Raw genomic sequence first — 22546 nt, 5'->3', positions numbered from 1 at the left:
CCGATAATAAAATGAACAACCAGCACATCAAGTATGGCAGCCTGGCGCTGCTCCTGGCCGCAACCCTGTCCGCCTGCGGCGGCGGCGGCGGCAATCCGGGCACCCCGGGCGGCAGCGGCGGCAACGACAGCACGCCGGTCACGCCGGCGGCGCCGACGGTCGGCGTGAGCCTGGTCAGCGCCACGGGCGCGGCCAGCACCGCGCTGTCCGGCGCCACCCCGCTGACGGTGCGCGCCCTGGTGCTCGACGCCAACAAGCAGCCGGTACCGAATGCGCTGGTCACCTTCACCACCGCCGACGACCTGGCCGTGTTCACGCCCGGCGCCGGCACCGCCCTGAGCGATGCCAGCGGCACCGCCAGCATCACCATGCGCGTGGCCAGCCTGGCGGCCGGCGGCGCGGGCAGCGTCACGGCCAGCGCCACCGTGGCCGGCACCGCGATCACGAGTTCCGCCAACTACTCGGTCAACGCCACCGCATTGACCTTCAGCGCGCTGCGCCTGGAACCGGCCAGCATCAATGCCTACGATTCGAGCAAGATCTCGGTCGACCTGCTGGCCAACGGCGCCAAGTACATGGGCCAGGTCAACGTCAACTTCACGTCGGCCTGCGTCGCCGGCGGCAAGGCCACGTTGGCCGCCGTCGTCGCCACCAATAACGGCACCGCCGAGACGGTCTACCGCGACCAGGGTTGCGGCAATAACGACACCATCACCGTCACCGCCGACGGCGTCACGACGCCGGCCACGGGTTCGCTCGTGATCGCCCAGCCGGGCGCCGCGTCGGTGCAGTTCGTCGAAGCGCTGCCGACCGACAAGTCGATCGTGATCCGCGGCCAGGGCGGCATCAACCGCACCGAGACCGCGACCCTGCGCTTCCGCGTGTTCGACCTGTTCAACCGTCCGCTGGCCAACAAGGAAGTGCGCTTCTCGCTCGAACCCGAAGGGCTGGTCACGCTGAACAAGAATATCGACCGCACCGACCAGAACGGCGAGGTGATCACCACCGTCAACTCGGGCGCCGTGCCGACCTCGTTCCGCGTGCGCGCCGTGCTGCCCGGCACCGCCCCGGCCAACGGCACCGACATCTCCACCACCTCGGACTCGATCGTCGTGACCACCGGCCTGCCGGTGCAGCGCGCCTTCTCGCTCTCCGTGACCCAGGGTAACGTGGACGGCTGGGAATTCGACAGCGGTCCCGTCACGCCTGCCGCCACCGTCAACGTGCTGCTGGCCGACGCCTTCGGCAACCCGGTCGCCGACGGCACCCCGGTCGTGTTCCAGACCAATATGGGCGCCATCGGTTCGTCGGACAAGGGCGGCTGCACCACCGTCAACGGCGGCTGCTCGGTGCCGTTCCGCACCCAGGAACCGCGCAAGGCCATCCCGAACATTCCGGCCACCCCTTGCAATACCGGCCCCGGCTCCACTTCGGACATCAGGCGCATGGGCGTGGCCACGATCTGCGCCAGCACGACCGACGGCGCCAACACCCAGTTCGCCAGCACCACGATCACCTTCAGCAATGCCGACGTGGCCAACGTCTACCTCGACAACGCGGCGCGGCCGGCGACCACCATGCCGATCGACCTGGGCAGCGCCAACGCCAACGATTCGAAGGTGTTCACGCTCAAGCTCACCGACCTGAACGACAACCCGCTGCCGGCCGGCACCACGATCTCGGTCACCGGCGCGGTCAACGCCAGCGGCGTCGAAGTCATCCCCGAAACCGTGCCGAGCATCTTCGTCGGCACCGCTACGGGCGCCGTGGGGTCGAGCCACACCATCACCGTGGCCGCGACCGGCGAAAAGCCGTGCACGACCTCCAGTGCGGCCACGTTCAACGTGCGCGCCACCACGCCACGCGGCAAGATCACCTCGATCCCGTTCAAGCTGGCCTTCACGTGCTCCCGCCCATAAAATTGGCGGATTGACAGGCGGCCAGTCTATACTGGCCGTCTTTTTATCAGAGCGGGTTTGGTAGTGCCACATCCCAAGAACGACAATATCTTCCTTGTTGGCCTGATGGGGGCGGGGAAGACCACGATCGGCCGATTGCTTGCACGCAAGCTCAATCGCCGCTTCGTCGATTCCGACCACGAGATCGAGGCGCGCACCGGCGCCACCATCCCCTGGATCTTCGAGATCGAGGGCGAGGCCTGCTTCCGGCGGCGCGAGGCGGACGTGATCCGCGACCTCACCGGCCAGCAGGGCCTGGTGCTGGCCACCGGCGGCGGGGCCGTGCTGAACCCGCAGAATCGCGCCTTCCTGGCCGAGCGCGGCACCGTGATCTACCTGCGCGCCTCGATCGGCAGCATCCTGCAGCGCACCGCCCACGACAAGAACCGTCCGCTGCTGCAGACGGCCGACCCGCGCGCGAAACTCGAAGAACTGTGGACCCAGCGCGATCCGCTGTACCGCGAGATTGCGGACCTCGTCATCGACACCGGCCGTCCTAACGTACAATCGATGGTACAGACCATATTGGATCAGCTGGCGGCGCAGGAAACAGCGCGCGCGCGCCGGCTGGCAAGGACATCGATGAACGAACAGGACCACATCACCCTCAACGTCGACCTCGGCGAGCGCAGCTACCCGATCGCGATCGGCCGCGGCCTGCTGGACGACGCCGCGCTGCTGGCGCGCCACATCGGCGGCAACAAGGTGGCCATCGTCACCAACACCACCATCGCGCCGCTCTACCTGGCCAAGGTGGCCGGCCACCTGCGCGCCGCGGGCCGCGACGTGCTCGAGATCGTGCTGCCGGACGGCGAAGAGCACAAGAACTGGCAGTCGCTCAACCTCGTGTACGACGCGCTGCTGCAACACAAATGCGACCGCAAGACCACGCTGGTGGCGCTGGGCGGCGGCGTGATCGGCGACCTGACCGGCTTCGCCGCGGCGAGCTATATGCGCGGCGTGCCTTTCGTGCAGATCCCGACCACGCTGCTGTCCCAGGTCGATTCCTCGGTGGGCGGCAAGACCGGCATCAACCATCCGCTGGGCAAGAACATGATCGGCGCCTTCTACCAGCCGCGCGCCGTCATCGCCGACACCGCGACGCTCGACACCCTGCCGGCGCGCGAGCTGTCGGCCGGCCTGGCCGAGGTGATCAAGCATGGCGCCATCCTCGACGCGGCCTACTTCGACTGGATCGAGGCGAACGTCGAGGCCTTGCTTGCACGCGAGCCGCAAGCGCTTGCCTATGCGATCGCGCGCTCGTGCGAGATCAAGTCCGAGGTGGTGCGCAAGGACGAACGCGAAGGCGGCCTGCGCGCAGTGCTGAACTTCGGCCATACCTTCGGCCACGCGATCGAGAATGGCCTGGGCTACGGCGAATGGCTGCACGGCGAGGCAGTCGGCTGCGGCATGGTGATGGCGGCCGATATGTCGGCGCGCCTGGGCCTGATCGAGCCCGCCGCCGTGGAGCGCGTGCGCGCCCTGGTGCGCGCCGCCGGCCTGCCGGCCGTGGCGCCCGATCTTGGCGAGGCGCGCTGGATCGAACTGATGGAAGTCGACAAGAAGAACGAGGGCGGCGAGATTCGCTTCATCCTGCTCAAGCCGCTCGGCAGCCCGTCGATCACCACGGCCCCGCTGGACATCCTGCGCTCGACCCTGGCGGCGTGCAGCGGCTAAAGGGGCACACGATGAACGCTACGTGGAGCTTCGACGCCAGCCTGGCTCCCTTTGCTGCGCACTCGTCGCAGTCGCGCGGCCGGCGCCACATCGAGCCGGGTCCGGGTTCGCGCAGCGAATACCAGCGCGACCGCGACCGCATCATCCACTCGACCGCCTTCCGCCGGCTCGAATATAAAACCCAGGTGTTCCTGAACCACGAGGGCGACCTGTTCCGCACCCGGCTGACCCACAGCATCGAGGTGGCGCAGATCGGCCGCACCCTGGCGCGCAGCCTGCGCCTGAACGAAGACCTGGTCGAAGCCACCGCGCTGGCGCACGACCTGGGCCACACGCCCTTCGGCCACGTGGGCCAGGACGTGCTCAACGACTGCATGAAGGACTTCGGCGGCTTCGAGCACAATCTGCAAAGCCTGCGCGTGGTCGATCATCTGGAAGAGCACTACGGCGCCTTCGATGGCCTGAACCTGACGTTCGAAACGCGCGAGGGCATCCTCAAGCACTGCTCGCTCAACAATGCGCGCCAGCTGGGCGACCTGGGCCAGCGTTTCATCGAGCGCAGCCAGCCGAGCCTGGAAGCGCAGCTGACCAACCTGGCCGACGAGATCGCGTACAACAACCACGATATCGATGACGGCCTGCGCTCCGGCCTGCTGACCATGAAGCAGATGGAAGAGGTGGAATTGTTCGCGCGCCTTCGCCACCAAGTGGAGCTCCAGTATCCCGGGTTGGCGGGACGGCGCGCGCTCTACGAGACGATCCGCCTGATGATCACGGCGATGACGGCCGACCTGGTCGAGACCTCGGCCCAGCGGATCCTGGACGCGAACCCGCAGACCATCGACGACGTGCGCGCCGGCCCGCCGCTGATCCGCTTCTCGGACAAGATGCGCGCCGAGACCACGGCCCTCAAGCGCTTCCTGTACGCCAACCTGTACCGCCACTTCCAGGTCAACCGCATGCGGGTGAAGGCGAGCCGCATCGTGCGCGAGCTGTTCCAGGCCTTCCTCGACGACCCGGTGCTGCTGCCGAACGACTACCAGGTCGAGGGCGACCCCATCAAGCAGGCGCGCAAGATCGCCGACTACATCGCCGGCATGACCGACCGCTACGCGATTCGCGAGCATCGGCGCATCTTCTCGCTCGATCATTTCTGATCCTGGGCCGCCATGGACCGGATCGACGCGCTGCGCCTGCTGCTCGACGTCTCGGCCACCGGCAGCTTTTCGGGCGTGGCGCGCCAGCGCAACGTCGCCATCTCCACCGTCACCCTGGCGGTCGACCAGCTGGAACAGGAATTCGGCATCACGCTGCTCAAGCGCTCGACGCGCCGCCTGGCCCTGACGCACGAGGGCGAGCAACTGGTGGCGGACGCGCGTCGCCTGGTGGGCGAGTGGGATGGCCTGCTGGCCGCGCTGAAGGAAGACGGGCCGCTGTCCGGGCCGATCCGCATCGGCGCCACCAACGACTTCGGCCGCAAGCAGTTGCGGCCCTTGCTGGACGCCTTCCAGGCGCTTCATCCCGGCCTGCGCCTGACCCTGCTGCTCAGCGACAGCACGGTCGACCTGATCCACGACAACATCGACCTGACCTTGCGCAGCGGCCCGCTGCCGGATTCCGGCCTGCATGCGCGCCTGCTGGTGCGCGGCGACCGCCTGGTATGCGCCGCGCCGACGTATTGGGAGCGCGCGGGCCGGCCGACGCATCCCGAACAGCTGGCCGGGCATAACTGCCTGGTGCTGGCGCGGCCCGATGCGCCGCTGGCCGCCTGGAATTTCCAAACCGACGGAAAACCGTTCAACGTCAAGGTGAGCGGGGATCGCCAGGCCAGCGATGGCGAGGTGCTGCGCGACTGGGCGCTGGAGGGCAGGGGCGTCACCTTCAAGAACCGCTGGGACGTGCAGCGCGATCTCGACGCCGGGCGCCTCGAAGCCGTGCTGGACGACTTTCTGGCGGGGCCGGTCGACCTGTATGCCGTGTACCCGGCCAGCCCGCCCAGCCGGCGGGTGGCGGCGCTGGTGGATTACCTGGCGGCGGCGCTGGCAGCGTAGGGCGCAAGCCGGCGCAAACCGGCGCAAACCTGCGCCGATTCGCGCCGGATCTCGAAAGGTGATTTGTCCTCTGGCCGATGTTTCAGCCGTCGGCCGAGGTCTAAGATGATTTCTCTTACTGAACAGGAGAATCATCATGCATATCGACTTGACCGGCAAGACCGCCATCGTGACCGGTTCGACCCGCGGCATCGGCTACGCGATCGCCGAAGGACTGGCGCGCACCGGCGCGTCCGTGGTGCTCACCGGACGCAAGCAGGACCAGGTCGACCGAGCGCTGGCGCAGCTGCGCGCGGCCGTCCCCGCCGCCCAGGTGCGGGGCGTCGCCGCCGATCTCGGCACCGCCCAGGGCGTGGCGGCGCTCAAGGCGGCCGAGCCGCACGCCGACATCCTCGTCAACAACGTCGGCATCTTCAACCCGCAACCCTTCGCCGAGATCCCCGACGAAGAATGGACCCGTTTCTTCGAGATCAACGTCATGTCCGGCGTGCGCGCCAGCCGCGCCTACCTGCCCGGCATGCAAGAGAAAGACTGGGGCCGCATCGTGTTCATCTCGTCCGAATCGGCGTTGAACATCCCGGCCGACATGATCCACTACGGCTTCACCAAGACCAGCAACCTGGCCATCTCGCGCGGCCTGGCCAAGAGCCTGGCCGGCACCGGCATCACGGTCAATGCGGTGCTGCCCGGGCCAACCCTGTCGGAAGGCGTGCAGCAGATGGTGGCGCCGGGCGGCGACCATGCCAGCGCACTGGCGGCGGCGAACGCATTCGTGAGGGAGCATCGCAGTTCGTCCATCCTGCAGCGCGTGGCCACGCCCGACGAGGTGGCGAACATGGTCGTCTATGTCTGCTCGAAACAGGCGTCGGCCACGACCGGCGCAGCGCTGCGCGTCGACGGTGGAACGGTCGACACCATCGCGTAAACCGCCTACCAACAAAGGAAACAGGAAGATGAACCAACTACTCTCGCGCCTGGAATGGCGCTACGCCACCAAGAAATTCGATCCGGCGCGGCCGGCGGCCCAGGAACAGGTCGACCGCATCGTCGAGGCGATCCGCCTGGCGCCCACCTCCAGCGGCCTGCAGCCGTATGACCTGATTGTGGTGAGCGATCCCGAGCTGCGCGCGCGCATCAAGCCGGTCGCCAACGAGCAGCAGCAGATCGTCGACTGCTCGCACCTGCTGGTGTTCGCCGCCTGGGACGACATGACGCCGACCCGCATCGACAAGATGTTCGACCTGGTGAACAGTGAGCGCGGCTTCGTCAACGAGGGCTGGGAAGCCTATCGCAAGGTGTTACTGAGCAAGCATGCGGCGCAAGGCAGGCAAGCCAATTTCGAATTCGCCGCGCGCCAGGCCTATATCGGCCTGGGCACCGGCATCGTGGCCGCCGCCATGGAAGGGGTGGATGCGACGCCGATGGAAGGCTTCGATCCGCCCGGCGTGGACCAGGTGCTGGGGCTCGAAGCCATGGGCCTGCGCAGCGTCAGCATGCTGGCGCTTGGCCACCGCGATGCGGATGGCGACTGGCTGGTGAAGCTCAAGAAGGTGCGGCGTTCGCGCGAGGACTTCGTTCTCGCTTTTGGTTGAGGTTCGCCGACCGTTTCAATAATTTTTGATTTTCACGGCCCGTGAAAATCGGAGAAAATTGAAAACGAATCATCCGAACAAGCTTGGCCTTGCCAGATCCAGCAACAGCTTCTTGACTGGCGCCGGCAGCGGCGCCTCGCCGATCGTATCGAGTTTCCACCAGACGTGACCAGGCGCCAGCTCGGAGCGCGTCGCCAGCGTCACCGCGAACGGCGCGATGTGCAGCTTGTAGTGGGTGAAAACGTGCACCAGCGGGCTCAGTGGCCGCACTTCGTCGAGCGTGCCGAATGGCCCGGCGGCAGCGGCAACGTCCGAGGTACAGACCGGCGCTTCATTCTCATCCATCGGCACATGCCCGCCCACTTCCGGCAGCGACAGCAGGCCGCCCCAGATGCCCGTTTGCGGACGCTGTTCCAGCAGCACTTCGCCGCGGTCGATGACCACCAGCAGCGCGGTGCGCTTTTCCGGCGTCGCCTTCTTTGGCTTGCGCACCGGCAGTTCGGCGGTGCGGCCGGTGGCGAAGGCCACGCAGCGCGCCTGCAGCGGGCAGCGGCCGCAGTCGGGACGCGAACGGGTGCACAGGGTGGCGCCCAGGTCCATCAGGCCCTGGGTATAGGCCTCGATGGCGCCGGGGTTGCCGGCCACCTCGGGCAGCAGGGCATCGGCGCGCCGCCACAGCGCATCCTCGATGGGTTTCAGGCCGGGATAGGCGTCGATGCCGAACACGCGCGCGAACACGCGCTTGACGTTGCCGTCCAGGATGGCGGCGCGTACGCCGCTGGAAAACGCCGCGATCGCCGCCGCGGTCGAGCGGCCGATGCCGGGCAGGTCGGCCAGCAACGCCGGGTCGCTCGGGAATACGCCGTCGTAGTCCTGCACCACGCGGCGGGCAGCGGCGTGCAGATTGCGCGCGCGGGTGTAGTAACCGAGGCCGCTCCAGTGGGCCATCACGTCTTCCGATGGCGCTTCGGCCAGCGCGTGGACGGTCGGGAAGCGCTCCAGGAAGCGGGCGTAGTAGCCCAGCACCGCGGCGACTTGCGTCTGCTGCAGCATGATCTCGGACAGCCATACGCGGTAGGCGTCGGTCGTGTTTTGCCAGGGCAGGGTGTGGCGGCCATGGCTGCGCTGCCAGTCGATCACGGCCTTCGAGAAGGTCGGATCGGCTAGCTGGTCGAATTCGGTGAGGCGTTTCATGCGGTGTCGTGTTGCAGGCTCGAAGCCTCTAGTGTGGTGGTGACGCCGGCCGCGATGGCGGCCAGGCGCTGGCGCGTGGATTCGAGTTCGGCCTGGCCGTGCTCGAAGGCGCCGATCTTCTGTTCCAGGCTGTCGCTGGCGTCGTGGATGCGCTGGACCGTGGCCTGGCGCTGGCGCAGGTTGTCGCGGTGCTGGCGGATCTGCGTTTCCAGCGGCGCGTTGGCGACCTTCAGCCAGGCTTCGACGTCGGCGTTGGCGGCGCGGTAGACGCGCCGCACGCGCGAGGCGATCGAGTCGAAGAAGCGCTCGAGCAAGGTCGCGCGGCTGGTCATCAACAGGGTCGCGGTGCCGAACTGGCGCTCGAACAGCGTTTCGATGGCGTCGATCTCGTCGGCGTGGCGCGTCAATGATAAAGCTTGCGGCAGCGCCAGCGACAGGCCGTGTTCGGCCGCGAAGCGGCGGTGCATGGCGTCCATCATGGACTTGATCTCGTCGACCTTGGCGCAGGCGTCGAGCAGGCCGGCGCGCGCGCCGGCGAAGTAGTTGCGCACCGGCGCGCGCATGCCGGTGGCAAAGCGCGCCGCCGACATCGCGGCCCGCACCGTTTCGGTCCGGTCCTGCAGGCCGTCCATGCCGACCAGGGTGTACAGCTCGGTCGACAGGCGCGTGAATACGGCGCGCGTGCCCTGCAGCTTGAACAGGCCGGCGTCGAATTCCTTCTTCTCGGCCTCCACCCGGCGCACCATGTGGGCGATCATGCCCTGGTTCTTGCCGCGCAGGCTGCGCAGCTCCTGCAACTGCTCGACCAGCTCGCGCAGGCGCGCCGCCACCAGCGCGTGCTGGCCTGCCGCCAGGATCTCGAGGTCGGCGCGCAGCTGGCGCGCATTGATCGCGCGCCTGGCCGGGATCAGCTGGTGGAACAGGGCCGATTCGAGCGCCCCCATGCGGCTGCGCTCGAACAAGGCCATGTCGCCGCCGATGCGTCCGACCAGCGCCTTGTGGGCCGAGACCGGATAGACCTGGCCGGCGTCCAGCCCGAGCAGGCGCGCGACGTCGTGCTGCTGGCGTGCGATCTCGGCCTGCACGGCGCTTGGGCTTTTGAGCTCGTCCCACATGGCGTCGATCTTGTTCAGCACCGCCAGGCGGCCCGGCCCGGCGCCGATATGGGTGCGCCAGACCTCGATGTCGCTGCGTGTCACGCCGGTGTCGGCGGCCAGCACGAACAGCACCGCGTGCGCGTTCGGGATCAGGTTCAGCGTCAGTTCCGGCTCGGTGCCGATCGCGTTCAGGCCCGGGGTGTCGAGGATCACCAGGCCCTGCTTGAGCAGCGGGTGCGGCAGGTTGATGATGGAGTGGCGCCAGCGGGGGATTTCGATACGGCCGTCCGCATCGGCGCTGGCGGCCAGGTCGGGATCTTCCGGATCGAACAGGCCATAGCGCTCGGCCTCGCCCGTTGCCACATGGCGGGTCTGGCTGACCTGGCGCAGCGTCTCGTGCATCGCGTCCGGATCGTCCAGGTCGAGCGGCAGCACGGTCCAGGCGCCGGGATCGTCGCGGTAGTCCCCCAGGGACAGCTGGCCGGCGCGGGTCTCGATCGGCAGCAGGCGGATGCAGGGCGGCAGCTGGGCATCCCACAGCAGCTCGGTCGGGCACATGGTGGTGCGGCCGGCGCTGGACGGCAGGATGCGCTGGCCGTAGTCGGCGAAGAACAGGGCGTTGATCAGCTCGGTTTTTCCGCGCGAGAACTCGGCCACGAAGGCGACCGACAGCCGGTCGTCGCGCAAGCGTCCGAGCGCGCGCGCCAGCACCTGTTCGCCGGCGGCGTCGATCAGTCCTGCTTCGCGCAGGGCAGTGCCGTAGCCATCGAGGCTGGCGGCAACGCCGGCCCGCCACGCTCCATACTGTTGTAGATCCTGCATCGTTCAGCCCGTTATGTTCTCAGCGCTGGCACTGCGCGCAATAGAAAGTCGAGCGCTGGCCCTGCTTGATCTGGCGGACCGGCGCCTCGCACTGGCGGCAGGGCACACCAGCACGATCATAGACGAAATATGTCTGCTGGAAATATCCAGACTGCCCGTTTACAGCAATAAAGTCACGCAGGGTACTGCCGCCCTGGACGATGGCGGCGGCCAGGATCTCGCGGATCGCTTCGGCCAGCCGGTCGTAGCGCGCGCGGCTGATGCGCGAGGCCGCCGTCTTGGGGCTGATGCCGGCCCGGAACAGGCTCTCGCAGGCGTAGATATTGCCGACACCCACCACGATGTCGCCGGCCAGCAGCACCTGCTTGATCGGGGCGCTGCGGCGCCGCGTTTCCCGATGCAGCAGGGCGCCGTTGAAATGTTCGCCGAGCGGTTCCACGCCCAGGCCGCGCAACAGGATGTGTTCTTCCAGGTCGCCATCCTCGTTGGCATGCCACAGCACGGCGCCGAAGCGGCGCGGATCGTGCAGGCGCAGCACTTGCACGCCTTCGGGGCCATTGACGACGAGGTCGAAATGGTCGTGCTTGCGCGGTTCGATGCCTGGCGGCAGCACGCGCAGGTGGCCGGACATGCCCAGGTGGATGATCAGGGTGCCGTGCTCGAAATGAATCAGGAGGTATTTGCCGCGCCGGCCGGTGGACAGGATGCGGCGGCCGGCCAGCAGCGCGCCAAGGCCGGGCGGGAAGGGCCAGCGCAGGCCGTCGCGGCGGCAGACGACCTGCTGGACGATGCGGCCTTCGATATGGGGCGCGACACCGCGCCGGGTGACTTCTACTTCTGGCAGTTCAGGCATGGGGGAGACGAATCGTGTAAAGTCGGGTTGCCGTCGCGGCTGGGCAGCCTGCGGGCCGGGCTGGCGCCAGGAATCCTGACGCAGCTCATGCGCGGCAGGCGCCTGCGCATGAGCGTAGAATCAAATCAAAACATCAACTCGGATTTTGGACTTGCTTTGAAAAACGCTTTCGCCATTGTAACCGTCTCCGGGCTGCTTGCAGGCCTGCTCTCAGGATGTGCTGTCTCCCCGCAACAGCAGTCGCTCGCCGCCGGCGAGCAGGTCGAGTCTGGCCAGCAGCAATCCGCACAGCAGGAGGCCGAGCCCGAGCTGGACGAAGAAGAGCTGGCGGCCAAGCAAAAGGCCGAGGAAGAAGCGCGCCTGCCCAAGGTCGAGCTCACGCCCGTCATGCTCGAGCAGCTGATGAAGGCGGAATTCGCGTTTCGCAACGGCGACTGGCAGGGGCCTTATCTGACCGTCTATAACCTGGCCCAGCGCACCGGCGATCCGCGCCTGGCGCGCCGCGCGGCCGAGATGGCGGTGGCCGCCAAGCAGGCCGACGACACCCTGGCCGCGGTGCGCCTGTGGTACCGGCTCGATCCGGATTCCGACGAAGCGACCCAGTATTTCGTCGGCATGGCGGTTACGTCCGACAAGATCGCAGAACTTGAACCGATCTTCGAGCAGCGCCTGCGCGAGGCGACCCCGGCCCGGCGCGGCGTGCTGCTGTTCCAGGTGCAGCAACTGCTGGGCCGCGCGAAGGACAAGGAAGCGGCGATCGCCATGCTCGAGCGCCTGATCGCGCCCTACGAAAACACGATGGAAGCGCGCGTCGTGCGCGCCCAGATCGCGCTGGTGCGTGACGACAAGGCGCTGGCCCGCAGCGAAGCCCAGGCGGCGCTGGCGATCAAGCCCGACGCCGAGATCGCCTTGCTGATGCTGGCGCAGGTGACCGAGGACGAGGCGCAAGTGGTGGCCTTGATGCAGAAATTCCTCAAGAGCTATCCGAAGGCGAACGATGTGCGCGCCGCCTATGCGCGGGTGCTGGTCAACCGCAAGGATTATCCGGCTGCGCGGCGTGAGTTCGAGCTGCTGGTCAAGGCCCAGCCCGACAATGTCGCCCATCTGTATGCGCTGGGCATCCTGGCCACCCAGATGAACGATGCGCCCGGCGCCGAACAATATTTCACGCGCTTCGTGGAAGTGCTGGGGCGTAATCCTGACGACGAACGCGATCCTTCGCGCGCGCTCCTGATCCTGTCGCAACTGGCGGAAGAGCGCAATGACCTGGTCGGCGCCCTGCAATGGCTGGACAAGGTGCCGGAAGGCACGGATCCGCAAACCAGCTTCAATGTCCAGCTGCGCCGCGCCCACCTGGTCGGCAAGGGCGGCGACTTGAACAGCGCGCGGCGTTTGCTGACCGAAATCAAGACCGACGATCCGGTGCGCCAGGCCCAGCTCATGGCGGCCGAGGCGCAGCTGCTGCGTGAAGCCAACCAGCTGCAGGAAGCCTATGCGGTCATGGACGCGGCCACCAAGCGCTTCCCGAAGAATCCCGACCTGCTGTACGACTTCGCGCTGCTGGCCGAAAAACTGGGCAAGGTCGACGTGATGGAAGCGCAATTGCGTGAAGTGATGGCGCAAACGCCGGACAACCACCATGCCTACAACGCCCTCGGCTATTCACTGGCGGAGCGCAATGTGCGCCTGCAGGAAGCCTATGGCCTGATCGCCAAGGCGCTCGACATGGCGCCGGACGACCCCTTCATCATGGACAGCATGGGCTGGATCCATTATCGGATGGGTAACCTGGTTGAGGCGGAGAAATTCCTGCGCCGCGCCTACGATTTGCGCAAGGACCCCGAGATCGCCGTCCACTTGGGCGAGGTGCTGTGGCAGAAGGGCGATAAGTCGGCGGCCGAGAAGCTGTGGCGCGAGGCGCGCGCCAAGGATCCGCAGAACGACACGCTGCGCACCACGCTGGCGCGGTTGCGGCCTGCCTTGTGAAATAATCCGTTTTTGCGGGTTTGTGCAGCTCAGCTAAGCTGCGCACGCACGTCGTCCCTGCGAAGGCGGGGACCCAAGTATTTCGCTCCGCCGCTCCGATCGAACGCAGTGGCACTGCATGCAACTTGGGTCCCCGCCTTCGCGGGGACGACGTTTCCGCGCTCGCTGACAGCAATCAGGCTGTTGGCTACGTTCATGTTTTTTCTTAACTGCACTCCAGACATTTTTCTATGCCGCTGACCCGTCGTCTCACCCTGCTCGCCTGCGCCGCCATCCTGGCCGGCTGCGCCACCAGCACCGCCAACCTGTCCACCGCCACGGTCGGCGACTACCGCGACACCATCGATCTGACGGGCAAGCTGTCGGTCAATTACCAGAAGGATGGCAGGCAAGAGTCGATCACCGGCAATTTCAACTGGGAACAGCGGCCTGCGGCGATCGACGTCGCCCTGATTTCTCCGCTGGGCCAGACGGTGGCCACGATCAATGTCACGCCGACGAACGCGACCCTGGTCCAGGGCGGCCAGGAGCGCACTGCGGGCGACATCGACAGCCTGACCCAGGAGACGCTGGGCTGGCCGCTGCCGGTGTCCGGCCTGCGCGACTGGCTGCAAGGCTATGCGCTGGATGCGCAGGGGCAGCGCTTCCGCGCCTCGCCGGCCAATAACAGCGTGACGACCAAAGATGGCTGGCGGTTGCGCTTCGTCGAATGGCAGGATCCGGCGGCAAGCCAGCCGGTGCCGCGTCTCATCCAGGCCGAGCGCGCCGCCTCGGGCGACATTACGGACCTGGCGATCCGCATCGTCATCCTGCCGGCGGCCTGATTCATGCGTTCGTTGCACGATTGCCCGGCGCCGGCCAAGCTCAACCTGTTCCTGCACGTCACCGGCCGCCGCGCCGATGGCTACCACCTGCTGCAAAGCGTATTTCAACTGATCGACCGTGCCGACCGCCTGCATTTCGACTTGCGCGACGACGAGCAGATTCGCCGCACCAACGACGTGCCGGGCGTGCCCGAAGACCAGGACCTGGTCGTGCGCGCGCTGCGCCTGCTGCAAGCCGAGTTTGCGCGCCGCCGTGGCCGGCTACCGCCAGGCATCTCCGTCAGGGTGGACAAGGTCTTGCCCATGGGCGGCGGGCTGGGCGGAGGGTCGTCGGATGCTGCCACCGCCTTGATGGCGGCCAACGCGCTCTGGCAAGCCGGCTTGAGCCGCGAAGAATTGATGGCGCTGGGCTTGCCGCTGGGCGCCGACATCCCGTTCTTCCTGTTCGGCGAAACCGCGTTCGCGGAAGGCGTGGGGGAGGCCTTGCAGGCGGTGCCAGGGCCGGATTGCTGGTATGTGGTGATCGAACCGGGTGTCGCGGTGCCGACGCCCGCAATTTTTTCTGCGCCGGATTTGACAAGAGATTCAAAGCCCGTCAAAATAGCGGACTTTTCCAGCCACACCGATTCATGCAGTACGGTTGGTTTTGGGAAAAATGATTTGCAGGACGTGGCGATGCGCCTGTTCCCGCCGGTAGCAGAGGCGGTTGAATGGTTGAGCGGCCATGGCGATGCCAGGATGACTGGCTCAGGGGCGTGCGTGTTTTGCGCGTTCTCCAGCGAAGACGCTGCCGACCAGGTGTTGGCGCAAGTGCCGGGCAAGTGGACGGCATGGAAAGCGAAGTCGCTGAAGAGACACCCGCTGATGAAATCGCTCTTGCAAAATCAGGGAGTTGTAGAATAAAATACTGCCTGTCGCAGCGTTGAGCAGCAAGTTAAAATGCTGGCGGCAAGCAGTAAAGATCGTGTAGGGGAATCGCCAAGCTGGTTAAGGCACCGGATTTTGATTCCGGCATACCAAGGTTCGAATCCTTGTTCCCCTGCCAAAGTTTTCTTGTTCTGTCGATGCCTGAGCGTCCAGCAAGAAAATCGCGATACGGTGCCGAGCGCCGCGTCAGCAAGCTAATCAGCCGGTTAATCCGGCTGATTGTTTTTCTACCGTTCAAACGCTTTTTACCCTTTAGGACTCCCATGGCTTACGAAAACCTGATGGTTTTTACCGGCAATGCCAATCCGGCACTAGCAGAGGGGGTCGCAAAAAGTCTCGGCATTCCTCTCGGTAAAGCAGTCGTCTCCAAGTTCTCCGACGGCGAAGTCATGGTCGAGATCAACGAGAACGTGCGTGGCAAGGACGTCTTCGTCCTGCAATCGACCTGCGCACCGACCAACGACAGCCTGATGGAAATCATGCTGATGGTCGACGCCCTCAAGCGCGCCTCGGCTGGCCGTATCACCGCCGCCATTCCTTACTTCGGCTATGCCCGCCAAGACCGCCGCCCGCGTTCGGCGCGTGTCGCGATCTCGGCCAAAGTCGTCGCGAACATGCTGGAAGAAGCCGGCGTCGAGCGCGTCCTGATCATGGACCTGCACGCCGACCAGATTCAAGGTTTCTTCGACATCCCGGTCGACAATATCTACGCATCGCCAATCCTGCTGGGCGACCTGCAGAAGCGCAACTACGACGACCTGCTGGTCGTGTCGCCTGACGTCGGCGGCGTGGTGCGCGCACGTGCCCTGGCCAAGCGCCTGGGCTGCGACCTGGCGATCATCGACAAACGTCGCCCGAAGGCGAACGTGTCGGAAGTGATGAACATCATCGGCGAAGTCGAAGGCCGCAACTGCGTGATCATGGATGACATGGTCGACACCGCAGGCACCCTGTGCAAGGCCGCCGAAGTGCTCAAGGAGCGCGGCGCCAAGAAAGTCGTTGCCTATTGCACGCACCCGGTCCTGTCCGGCCCGGCGATCGATCGCATCGCGAACTCGCCGCTGGACGAACTGGTCGTCACCGACACCATCCCGCTGAGCCCAGCCGGCGCCGCTTGCGGCAAGATCCGCCAGCTGACCTGCGCACCGCTGCTGGCCGAGACCTTCAAGCGGATCGTCAAGGGCGACTCGGTGATTTCGCTGTTCGTCGACTAAGCAGTTTCGACGTCGTATTTCACGGCGCGCCTGGCTGAAACAGCCGGCGCGCCGTTGACGTATCAGAATAAGTTATACCAAGCACGTCGTTCCCGCGCAGGCGGGAACCCAAGTTTGTAAGCGCTTCGACGGCTCATGCAGTACCGTTGCAGCATGCAGAACTTGGGTCCCCGCCTGCGCGGGGACGACCTTGCGGTAGTGCCGAAGTATCGATTTTCTTGAGCGCGCAACCTGGCGCTCTTTCTTGACCGTCCCTGGTCGCGGGGATGGTCGCCACTTGGGCAACCGGGCCGGGAAACGTTTTTCCCGACATTCGGGCCCGATTTATTTTTTGGAGTTTCACATGAAAGTAGTCGCATTTAACCGCACTCAACAGGGCACCGGAGCGAGCCGCCGCCTGCGCAACGCTGGCCAGACCCCAGGCATCATCTACGGTGGCACCGAAGCCCCGGCACTGATCGCCCTGGACGGCAACGCGTTGTACCACGCGCTCAAGAAAGAAGCATTCCACGGTTCCGTGCTGGACCTGGAAATCGACGGCAAGACCCAGCAAGTGCTGCTGCGTGACTTCCAGATGCACGCATTCAAGCAACTGGTCCTGCACGCTGACTTCCAGCGCGTCGACACCTCGAAGGCGATCCACACCAAGGTCACCCTGCACTTCGTGAACGCCGAAGTCTCGCCAGCAGTCAAGCTGAGCGGCGCCATCGTGTCGCACGTGCTGAACGAAATCGAAGTGTCTTGCCTGCCAGGTCAACTGCCAGAGTTCATCGAAGTCGACCTGTCGAAGCTGGAAGCCGGCCAATCGATCCACACCGGCGACCTGGTCCTGCCAGAAGGCGTGACCGTGCTGACCCATGGCCAGAACCTGACCATCGCCACCACCTCGATCCCACGCGGCGCAGCTACTGCTGAAACCGCTGCTGAGTAATATCGGCTGATCGCGCCGCTTCGGTGGCGCATCGAAAAGACCCGCCGCGGCTTGCCCGGCGGGTTTTGTTTTTGTGCTCGGCAGGTTTGAGCGATAATCGCGTTTTTCCTCAAAGACCCACGCATGTCTATCCGTCTGATCGTCGGCCTCGGCAACCCTGGCCCGGAATACGAACAAACCCGCCACAACGCCGGCTTCTGGCTGGTCGACAACCTGGCCAATAGCCTGCCGGGTTGCCGCCTGCAGCGCGAATCGCGCTTCAACGCCCTGGTGGCCAAGACCTCGATCTCGGGCAACGACGTCTGGCTGCTCGAGCCGCAGACCTTCATGAACCGTTCGGGCCAGTCGGTCGGCGCGCTGGCGCGCTTCTATAAAATCAATCCGGACGAAGTCCTCGTCGTGCACGACGAACTCGACCTGATGCCCGGCGTCGCCAAGCTCAAGAAGGGCGGCTCATCGGGCGGCCACAACGGCCTGAAAGACATCACCGCGGCCCTTGGCACCCAGGAATACTGGCGCCTGCGCCTCGGCATCGGCCATCCGCGCAGCCTGAGCCTGCAACAGGGCGTGGCCGACTTTGTGCTGCACCGCCCGCGTAAAGAAGAACAAAGCCTGATCGAGGAATCGATCGACAAGAGCCTGCGCATCATCCCGCTCGCCTGCGAAGGCAAGCTCGACGTGGCGACGATGCAGTTGCACACGGCCTGAGGCCGCGCTCTTCGATTCTTTACCTTATCCTCCCCGCACCACGACCTGCGAGCGCAGGTCGCGCAGCATGCGTTCGAGCGCCGGCCGCATGCGCCGGTAGTCGTCGGGCGAACAGGTGGCCGCCGTGTGCCTGAACTTGAGCTGGCGCTTGACCGTCACGAGCGCACCGCGCCGCTGGTAATGCGAGCGGTAGGCGAAGTTGGCATCGATCACCTTGACGGCGCGCGGCAGGGCCAGCACCTGCGCGCGCTTGGGCAGGTGGAAGCGTAGTTCATCCTCGGCATCGATCGCCGGACACACGAACTCCTGGCGCCGCTCGGGCTCCTGCGTGAACGCGAACACGGCGTCGCCCAATCCTCCCCAGAAGTTATACGTGGTGGCCAGCCCTGCCGGCCCCGGAAGTTGCGTGAAGCCGCTGCTGGCGCCACGGAACGACAGGGTGTAATCGTCGGCCACGCCTTCGGTGTCGCCCGGCTCCAGCACGCCGCCTCCCTGTTGCCCCAGCCCTTGCAGCATGCGTTCGACAAAGCGGTCGCGCTCGGCCGCCGGCGTGGCGCGCACCACGCGCCGATAAGGCTCGGCCTGGGCGCCGCTGCTGGTGCGCGTGACCTTGAAGCGGCTGCCGCCGTCGGGCTGGATGTCGAACTGGGTGAAAGTGCGGCTGCGCGCCTGCTGGAAGAAAGGGATCATCGCGAATTCTCCCGAGCGCGCCAGCACCGCCGGCTTGCCGAGCAGCGCTGCGGGCAAAAAGCCGCCCGCCACCGATTCGGCGGTGGGGTCGAGATACAGCTGCAGCGAAGGAATGTAGACGATCGCGTGATTGAGCACGCCCAGCGTGGGCACGTCGGGCAGGCGATAGGCGTCGCCGTTATTGACCAGCGCTACCGTGCTGTCGATGCCGGAACTGGCCAGCAGCGCCTCGAGCAGGGTCGCGTGGTCCTTGCAGTCGCCATAGCGGTTGGCCAGCACGCTCGACGCCGCATGCGGCACCACGCCGCCGGGGCCGAGATAGACGCCGACGTAGCGCACGTTCTTGCGCACCCAGTCGGAAAGGGCGATCGCACGGGTGCGGCGGTCGAGGGTGGCGCCGGTGATGCTGGCCGCCAGCGCCGCCACCGTGTCGTCGGGCAGCGCCTTGCCGGCGGCGCGCTCCTGGTAGGCGCGCGCGAAGGCGGCATAGTCGGCGAAGGTCGAGACCGCGAGCCGCCTGCCGTAGTCGAGATAGCTGACGGAATCGGCCTCCAGCCGCGCATTGTCACCGTCGACATAGCGCCAGGCGTAGCGGCGCTTGCCGGGCGCAGGGGCGGGCGTGCTGATTGTGGCAATCGCCTCGAAGCCGACCGCGTCGGCGTGCAGGGGCATCGAGGCCGGCATGTCGTAGATCAGGCGGAAGTCGCGCTGGCGCTGGAAACGCGCCGACGTCAGGTCTTCGAAGTGGCCGGGAAACAGCGGCGTGTGGCGCCGCACGACGTAGCGCACCGCGACCTTGTCGCCCGCTTCGACGTCGGGGAAGACGACGATCTTGAGCCGCGTGTCCTGGAACATCGGAGCGTCGAGCGAGGCGGCTTCTTGCTGGTCGCGGATCTGGTGCGGCTGCACCGCCAGGCGCCGGCCGTCGGCCTTTTCGGTATGCGCCTCGACGGAGACGACTTCGTCGAGCGACTGGTTGTAGCCGATGTAGAACTGGGCGTGTTCGTGCAGCGCCGCGCGGTTGACGATGGTCTTGGCCTGCTCGACCGTGAGCGTGTAGCCGCCGCCCGTTTCGACCACGAAATGCTGGATGTAACGGTCCACCACCACCGAGCGGTCGGTGCCGCTATCGGCCTCGAGCGCGCTCGCCGACGCAGGCAGGCACAGCAATGCGCATAGAAGCAAGCACAGCATGACGACGAAGCGCAGGGGCATGGCATTCTCCGGACACGCGACCGGCCCATGTTACGCAGCAGTACGGTGACAGGATTGATCGGGCGCAAGCGCATGCTTCCTGCGATAATTTCGGCATGAAGGCGCTCACTTTTCATGCCGGGCCGCTGGCCATGGCGCAGATTGCAGAACACGGCTTGCGGGCCCAGGACGTGGCCATCGTGCCGGCCGCGGCGGGTGGCCCCAAGGGCTTGATCTTCCAGTCGCTGGACCAATGGATGTTCGGAGAATGGTTTCCCTCTCAACCTCGCGAACGCACGCTGATCGGCGCCTCGATCGGCGCCTGGCGCATGGCGGCCGCCTGCCAGAAGGATACAGTGAAGGCTTTCGCCCTGCTGGGAGAGCTGTACGCGGGCCAGCGCTACACGCGCCTCAAGCCCACGCCGCAGGACATCGACGACGTCGTGCAAGCCTTGCTGGGCGAATTGGTGCGCGGGCATGAAGACGATATCGTCAACCACGAGCATTACCGGCTGCACCTGCTGACCGTGCGCGGGCTGCGTTCGCTGGCGGCGCCGGCACACCGCTATGCCGAGATGCGCGGCTTCCTGTCGGCGGCGCTGCACAACGCCGGTTCGCGCGCCTGGCTGGGGCGTCTGATGGAGCGGGTCGTGATTGGCGATGCGCGCGGCGCGGCGCCATGGCTGCGCGAGCGCTTTGATAGCTTCAATACGCATTTCACGACGCTCACACGCGACAACCTGGAGGCCGGGCTGCTTGCTTCCGGCACGCTGCCGCTGATCATGAAGGCGGTGACCGGCATCGCCGAGGCGCCCGCCGGCAGCTATTGGGACGGAGGCATCATCGACTATCACCTGGCGCTGCCGTATTCGCGGGCCAGGGGTGAGCTGGTGCTGTACCCGCACTTCACCGAACACATCGTGCCGGGCTGGCTGGATAAGGGATTCCCGTGGAGAAGGGCGGCGCGCGGCGCCAATCGTGGCTGGCTCGACAACGTGCTGCTGGTGGCGCCATCCGACGAATTCCTGCGCACGCTGCCGCGCGGGAAACTGCCGGACCGGGCCGATTTCTCCTTCTACGGCCTGGATCACGATGAGCGCGCGCGCACCTGGAAGCGGGCGATCGGGGAAGGGGAGCGGCTGCGCGACGAGCTGGCCGAATTTGCCCTGCGGCCGGACCTGGGGCGCATCAAGCCGATCTAGCTTGTCATTGTGAAAACCCGACCGTTGCGGCAGGCGTGGAAAGCGCCGTTTTTTGCGGCAGCCGGCCCGGTCCGGGTTACAATGCAGGGTTTAGAGCGGTTCATCGATCGCTCGCGCTTATCGAATTAGGAAGAGTACCCATGACCCTCAAATGCGGCATCGTCGGCCTGCCCAACGTTGGCAAATCCACCCTGTTCAACGCCCTGACCAAGGCCGGCATCCCGGCTGAGAACTACCCGTTCTGCACCATCGAGCCGAACGTGGGCGTGGTCGAAGTGCCGGATCCGCGCATCGACGCACTGTCGGCGATCGTCAAGCCGGAACGCGTGGTCAAGGCCATCGTCGAATTCGTCGACATCGCGGGCCTGGTGGCCGGCGCGTCGAAGGGCGAGGGCCTGGGCAACCAGTTCCTGTCGCACATCCGCGAAACCGATGCCATCGTCAACGTGGTGCGCTGCTTCGAAGACCCGAACGTGATCCACGTGGCCGGCAAGGTCAGCCCGATCGACGACATCGAAGTCATCCAGACCGAGCTGGCTCTGGCCGACATGGGCACCGTCGAGAAAGCCATCCACCGCGAGCAAAAGAAAGCGCGCTCGGGCGACAAGGATGCGGCCAAGCTGGTCGCCCTGCTCGAACGCGTGCTGCCGCACCTGAACGAAGGCCAGCCGGTGCGCACCATCGGCCTGGATGCCGAAGAGATGGCGATCATCTACCCGCTGCACCTGATCACCGCCAAGCCGGCGATGTTCGTGGCCAATGTGTCGGATACCGGTTTCAAGGATAACCCGCTGCTGGACCAGCTGACCGAGTTCGCCAACAAGCAGAACGCCCCGATCGTCGCCATCTGCGCTTCGATCGAGTCGGAAATCGCCGAGATGGACGATGCCGACAAGGCCGACTTCCTGGGCGATATGGGCATGGACGAGCCGGGCCTGGATCGCCTGATCCGCGCCGCGTTCAAGCTGCTGGGCCTGCAGACCTACTTCACCGCTGGCGTGAAGGAAGTGCGTGCATGGACCGTGGCGATTGGTGCCACCGCACCGCAGGCCGCGGGTGTGATCCACACCGACTTCGAGCGCGGCTTCATTCGCGCGCAGACCATTTCGTATGATGACTTCCTGACCTACAAGGGTGAGTCGGGCGCTAAGGAAGCGGGCAAGATGCGCGCTGAGGGCAAGGAATACATCGTCAAGGATGGCGACGTGCTGAACTTCTTGTTCAACGTCTGATCATTAGGTCGCTACATCAGCCTGGAATGCATCTTCGAAGACACCACAGAAGGTTACTACGAAGCGCTGGAAGCCAGTTCGCAGGGTTGGCAACTTGGGGCAGCACGGCATAAAGCCCCGGCTCAACTACTTCCGGGGTGCTTTGCTACGGACCTACTGTGAGTTCGAGGGGCGTGTCCGCACCATCAAGCGTGCTCTGGCAATAAAGGCGACCGGGTGTGGGCGGAAGTCCTGGGGCGCACTCTGTCGTTTTCTATTCCAGTGGTTGGGGAAGCCTGCCAGGGCGTGAGCCGGGACATGGTTCGGCTAGTGCTGCGGGCGATGAGATCAGAGGGATTGATTGAATTGACAGGCAAGGGGCTAGGCGCGACATGGATCAATCGATCATAAGGGG

Annotated in this window: 18 protein-coding genes, 1 tRNA gene and 1 pseudogene; 16 read left to right on the top strand and 4 right to left on the bottom strand. The window is 65.8% G+C overall.

Annotation, left to right across the window (positions count from 1 at the left end):
* The first annotated feature begins 11 nt into the window (after window positions 1-11).
* From AC3A6F_RS23695 to AC3A6F_RS23670, 6 genes are all read left to right on the top strand, one after another.
* On the top strand, window positions 12-1919 hold the full coding sequence (locus AC3A6F_RS23695; RefSeq protein ID WP_487685845.1) for an Ig-like domain-containing protein: 1908 nt from the start codon (window positions 12-14) through the stop codon (window positions 1917-1919).
* Between the two features lie 105 nt (window positions 1920-2024).
* Window positions 2025-3635: a bifunctional shikimate kinase/3-dehydroquinate synthase AroKB gene (gene aroKB / locus AC3A6F_RS23690; RefSeq protein WP_487685873.1), complete on the top strand. Its 1611-nt coding sequence runs from the start codon at window positions 2025-2027 to the stop codon at window positions 3633-3635.
* An 11-nt stretch (window positions 3636-3646) separates the two neighbouring features.
* Window positions 3647-4792, top strand: a complete 1146-nt coding sequence (locus AC3A6F_RS23685) for a deoxyguanosinetriphosphate triphosphohydrolase (RefSeq protein WP_487685843.1) — start codon at window positions 3647-3649, stop codon at window positions 4790-4792.
* 12 nt (window positions 4793-4804) lie between these two features.
* Window positions 4805-5686: a LysR family transcriptional regulator gene (locus tag AC3A6F_RS23680; protein ID WP_487685840.1), complete on the top strand. Its 882-nt coding sequence runs from the start codon at window positions 4805-4807 to the stop codon at window positions 5684-5686.
* A gap of 136 nt (window positions 5687-5822) precedes the next feature.
* The gene (locus AC3A6F_RS23675; protein ID WP_487685838.1) at window positions 5823-6611 is read left to right on the top strand and encodes an SDR family NAD(P)-dependent oxidoreductase; all 789 of its coding nucleotides are present in this window, start codon (window positions 5823-5825) and stop codon (window positions 6609-6611) included.
* Window positions 6612-6639: 28 nt separating this feature from the next.
* The gene (locus AC3A6F_RS23670) at window positions 6640-7278 is read left to right on the top strand and encodes an NAD(P)H-dependent oxidoreductase (protein WP_487685835.1); all 639 of its coding nucleotides are present in this window, start codon (window positions 6640-6642) and stop codon (window positions 7276-7278) included.
* Window positions 7279-7347: 69 nt separating this feature from the next.
* Here AC3A6F_RS23670 and mutY read toward each other — a convergent pair whose 3' ends face one another.
* The 3 genes from mutY to mutM are packed head-to-tail and all read right to left on the bottom strand — an operon-like array spanning window position 7348 to window position 11244.
* The gene (gene mutY, locus AC3A6F_RS23665) at window positions 7348-8472 is read right to left on the bottom strand and encodes an A/G-specific adenine glycosylase (RefSeq protein WP_487685832.1); all 1125 of its coding nucleotides are present in this window, start codon (window positions 8470-8472) and stop codon (window positions 7348-7350) included.
* Entirely contained in the window at window positions 8469-10391 is a 1923-nt protein-coding gene (locus AC3A6F_RS23660; protein ID WP_487685828.1) for a dynamin family protein, read from the bottom strand. The genes mutY and AC3A6F_RS23660 overlap by 4 nt, the downstream gene beginning before the upstream one ends.
* Window positions 10392-10410: 19 nt before the next feature.
* Window positions 10411-11244, bottom strand: coding sequence for a bifunctional DNA-formamidopyrimidine glycosylase/DNA-(apurinic or apyrimidinic site) lyase (gene mutM / locus AC3A6F_RS23655; RefSeq protein ID WP_487685825.1), 834 nt, complete (start codon window positions 11242-11244; stop codon window positions 10411-10413).
* A 108-nt stretch (window positions 11245-11352) separates the two neighbouring features.
* Here mutM and AC3A6F_RS23650 point away from each other — a divergent pair, with 108 nt between their 5' ends.
* From AC3A6F_RS23650 to pth, 7 genes are all read left to right on the top strand, one after another.
* A complete protein-coding gene (locus AC3A6F_RS23650) occupies window positions 11353-13230 on the top strand; it encodes a tetratricopeptide repeat protein (RefSeq protein WP_487685822.1) in 1878 nt (625 codons plus the stop codon).
* Window positions 13231-13460: 230 nt separating this feature from the next.
* Window positions 13461-14054, top strand: a complete 594-nt coding sequence (lolB, locus tag AC3A6F_RS23645) for a lipoprotein insertase outer membrane protein LolB (RefSeq protein ID WP_487685819.1) — start codon at window positions 13461-13463, stop codon at window positions 14052-14054.
* Between the two features lie 3 nt (window positions 14055-14057).
* Window positions 14058-14957, top strand: a complete 900-nt coding sequence (ispE, locus tag AC3A6F_RS23640) for a 4-(cytidine 5'-diphospho)-2-C-methyl-D-erythritol kinase (RefSeq protein ID WP_487685816.1) — start codon at window positions 14058-14060, stop codon at window positions 14955-14957.
* Window positions 14958-15022: 65 nt separating this feature from the next.
* Window positions 15023-15099 (top strand) — tRNA-Gln (locus tag AC3A6F_RS23635).
* Window positions 15100-15244: 145 nt separating this feature from the next.
* Window positions 15245-16195: a ribose-phosphate pyrophosphokinase gene (locus AC3A6F_RS23630; RefSeq protein WP_109345370.1), complete on the top strand. Its 951-nt coding sequence runs from the start codon at window positions 15245-15247 to the stop codon at window positions 16193-16195.
* Window positions 16196-16538: 343 nt separating this feature from the next.
* On the top strand, window positions 16539-17126 hold the full coding sequence (locus tag AC3A6F_RS23625; RefSeq protein ID WP_320473391.1) for a 50S ribosomal protein L25/general stress protein Ctc: 588 nt from the start codon (window positions 16539-16541) through the stop codon (window positions 17124-17126).
* A gap of 123 nt (window positions 17127-17249) precedes the next feature.
* Entirely contained in the window at window positions 17250-17834 is a 585-nt protein-coding gene (pth, locus tag AC3A6F_RS23620; RefSeq protein ID WP_147936431.1) for an aminoacyl-tRNA hydrolase, read from the top strand.
* A 24-nt stretch (window positions 17835-17858) separates the two neighbouring features.
* On the opposite strand, the gene AC3A6F_RS23615 is transcribed toward pth, so the two are convergent.
* Window positions 17859-19739: a DUF3857 domain-containing transglutaminase family protein gene (locus AC3A6F_RS23615; protein ID WP_487685812.1), complete on the bottom strand. Its 1881-nt coding sequence runs from the start codon at window positions 19737-19739 to the stop codon at window positions 17859-17861.
* Window positions 19740-19834: 95 nt separating this feature from the next.
* On the opposite strand from AC3A6F_RS23615, the gene AC3A6F_RS23610 reads away from it, so the two are divergent.
* From AC3A6F_RS23610 to AC3A6F_RS23600, 3 genes and pseudogenes are all read left to right on the top strand, one after another.
* Entirely contained in the window at window positions 19835-20920 is a 1086-nt protein-coding gene (locus AC3A6F_RS23610) for a patatin-like phospholipase family protein (RefSeq protein WP_487685809.1), read from the top strand.
* Window positions 20921-21060: 140 nt separating this feature from the next.
* On the top strand, window positions 21061-22152 hold the full coding sequence (gene ychF / locus AC3A6F_RS23605; RefSeq protein ID WP_147936429.1) for a redox-regulated ATPase YchF: 1092 nt from the start codon (window positions 21061-21063) through the stop codon (window positions 22150-22152).
* Window positions 22153-22542, top strand: a pseudogene (locus AC3A6F_RS23600) (Fic family protein); the annotation flags it as partial. It lies immediately after the preceding gene.
* Between the last annotated feature and the right edge of the window lie 4 nt (window positions 22543-22546).

Source organism: Massilia sp. Soil_C_3 (assembly GCF_057657035.1).
The sequence above is the reverse complement of the archived record's forward strand: the minus strand, read 5'-3'. Positions and strand labels throughout refer to the sequence as shown.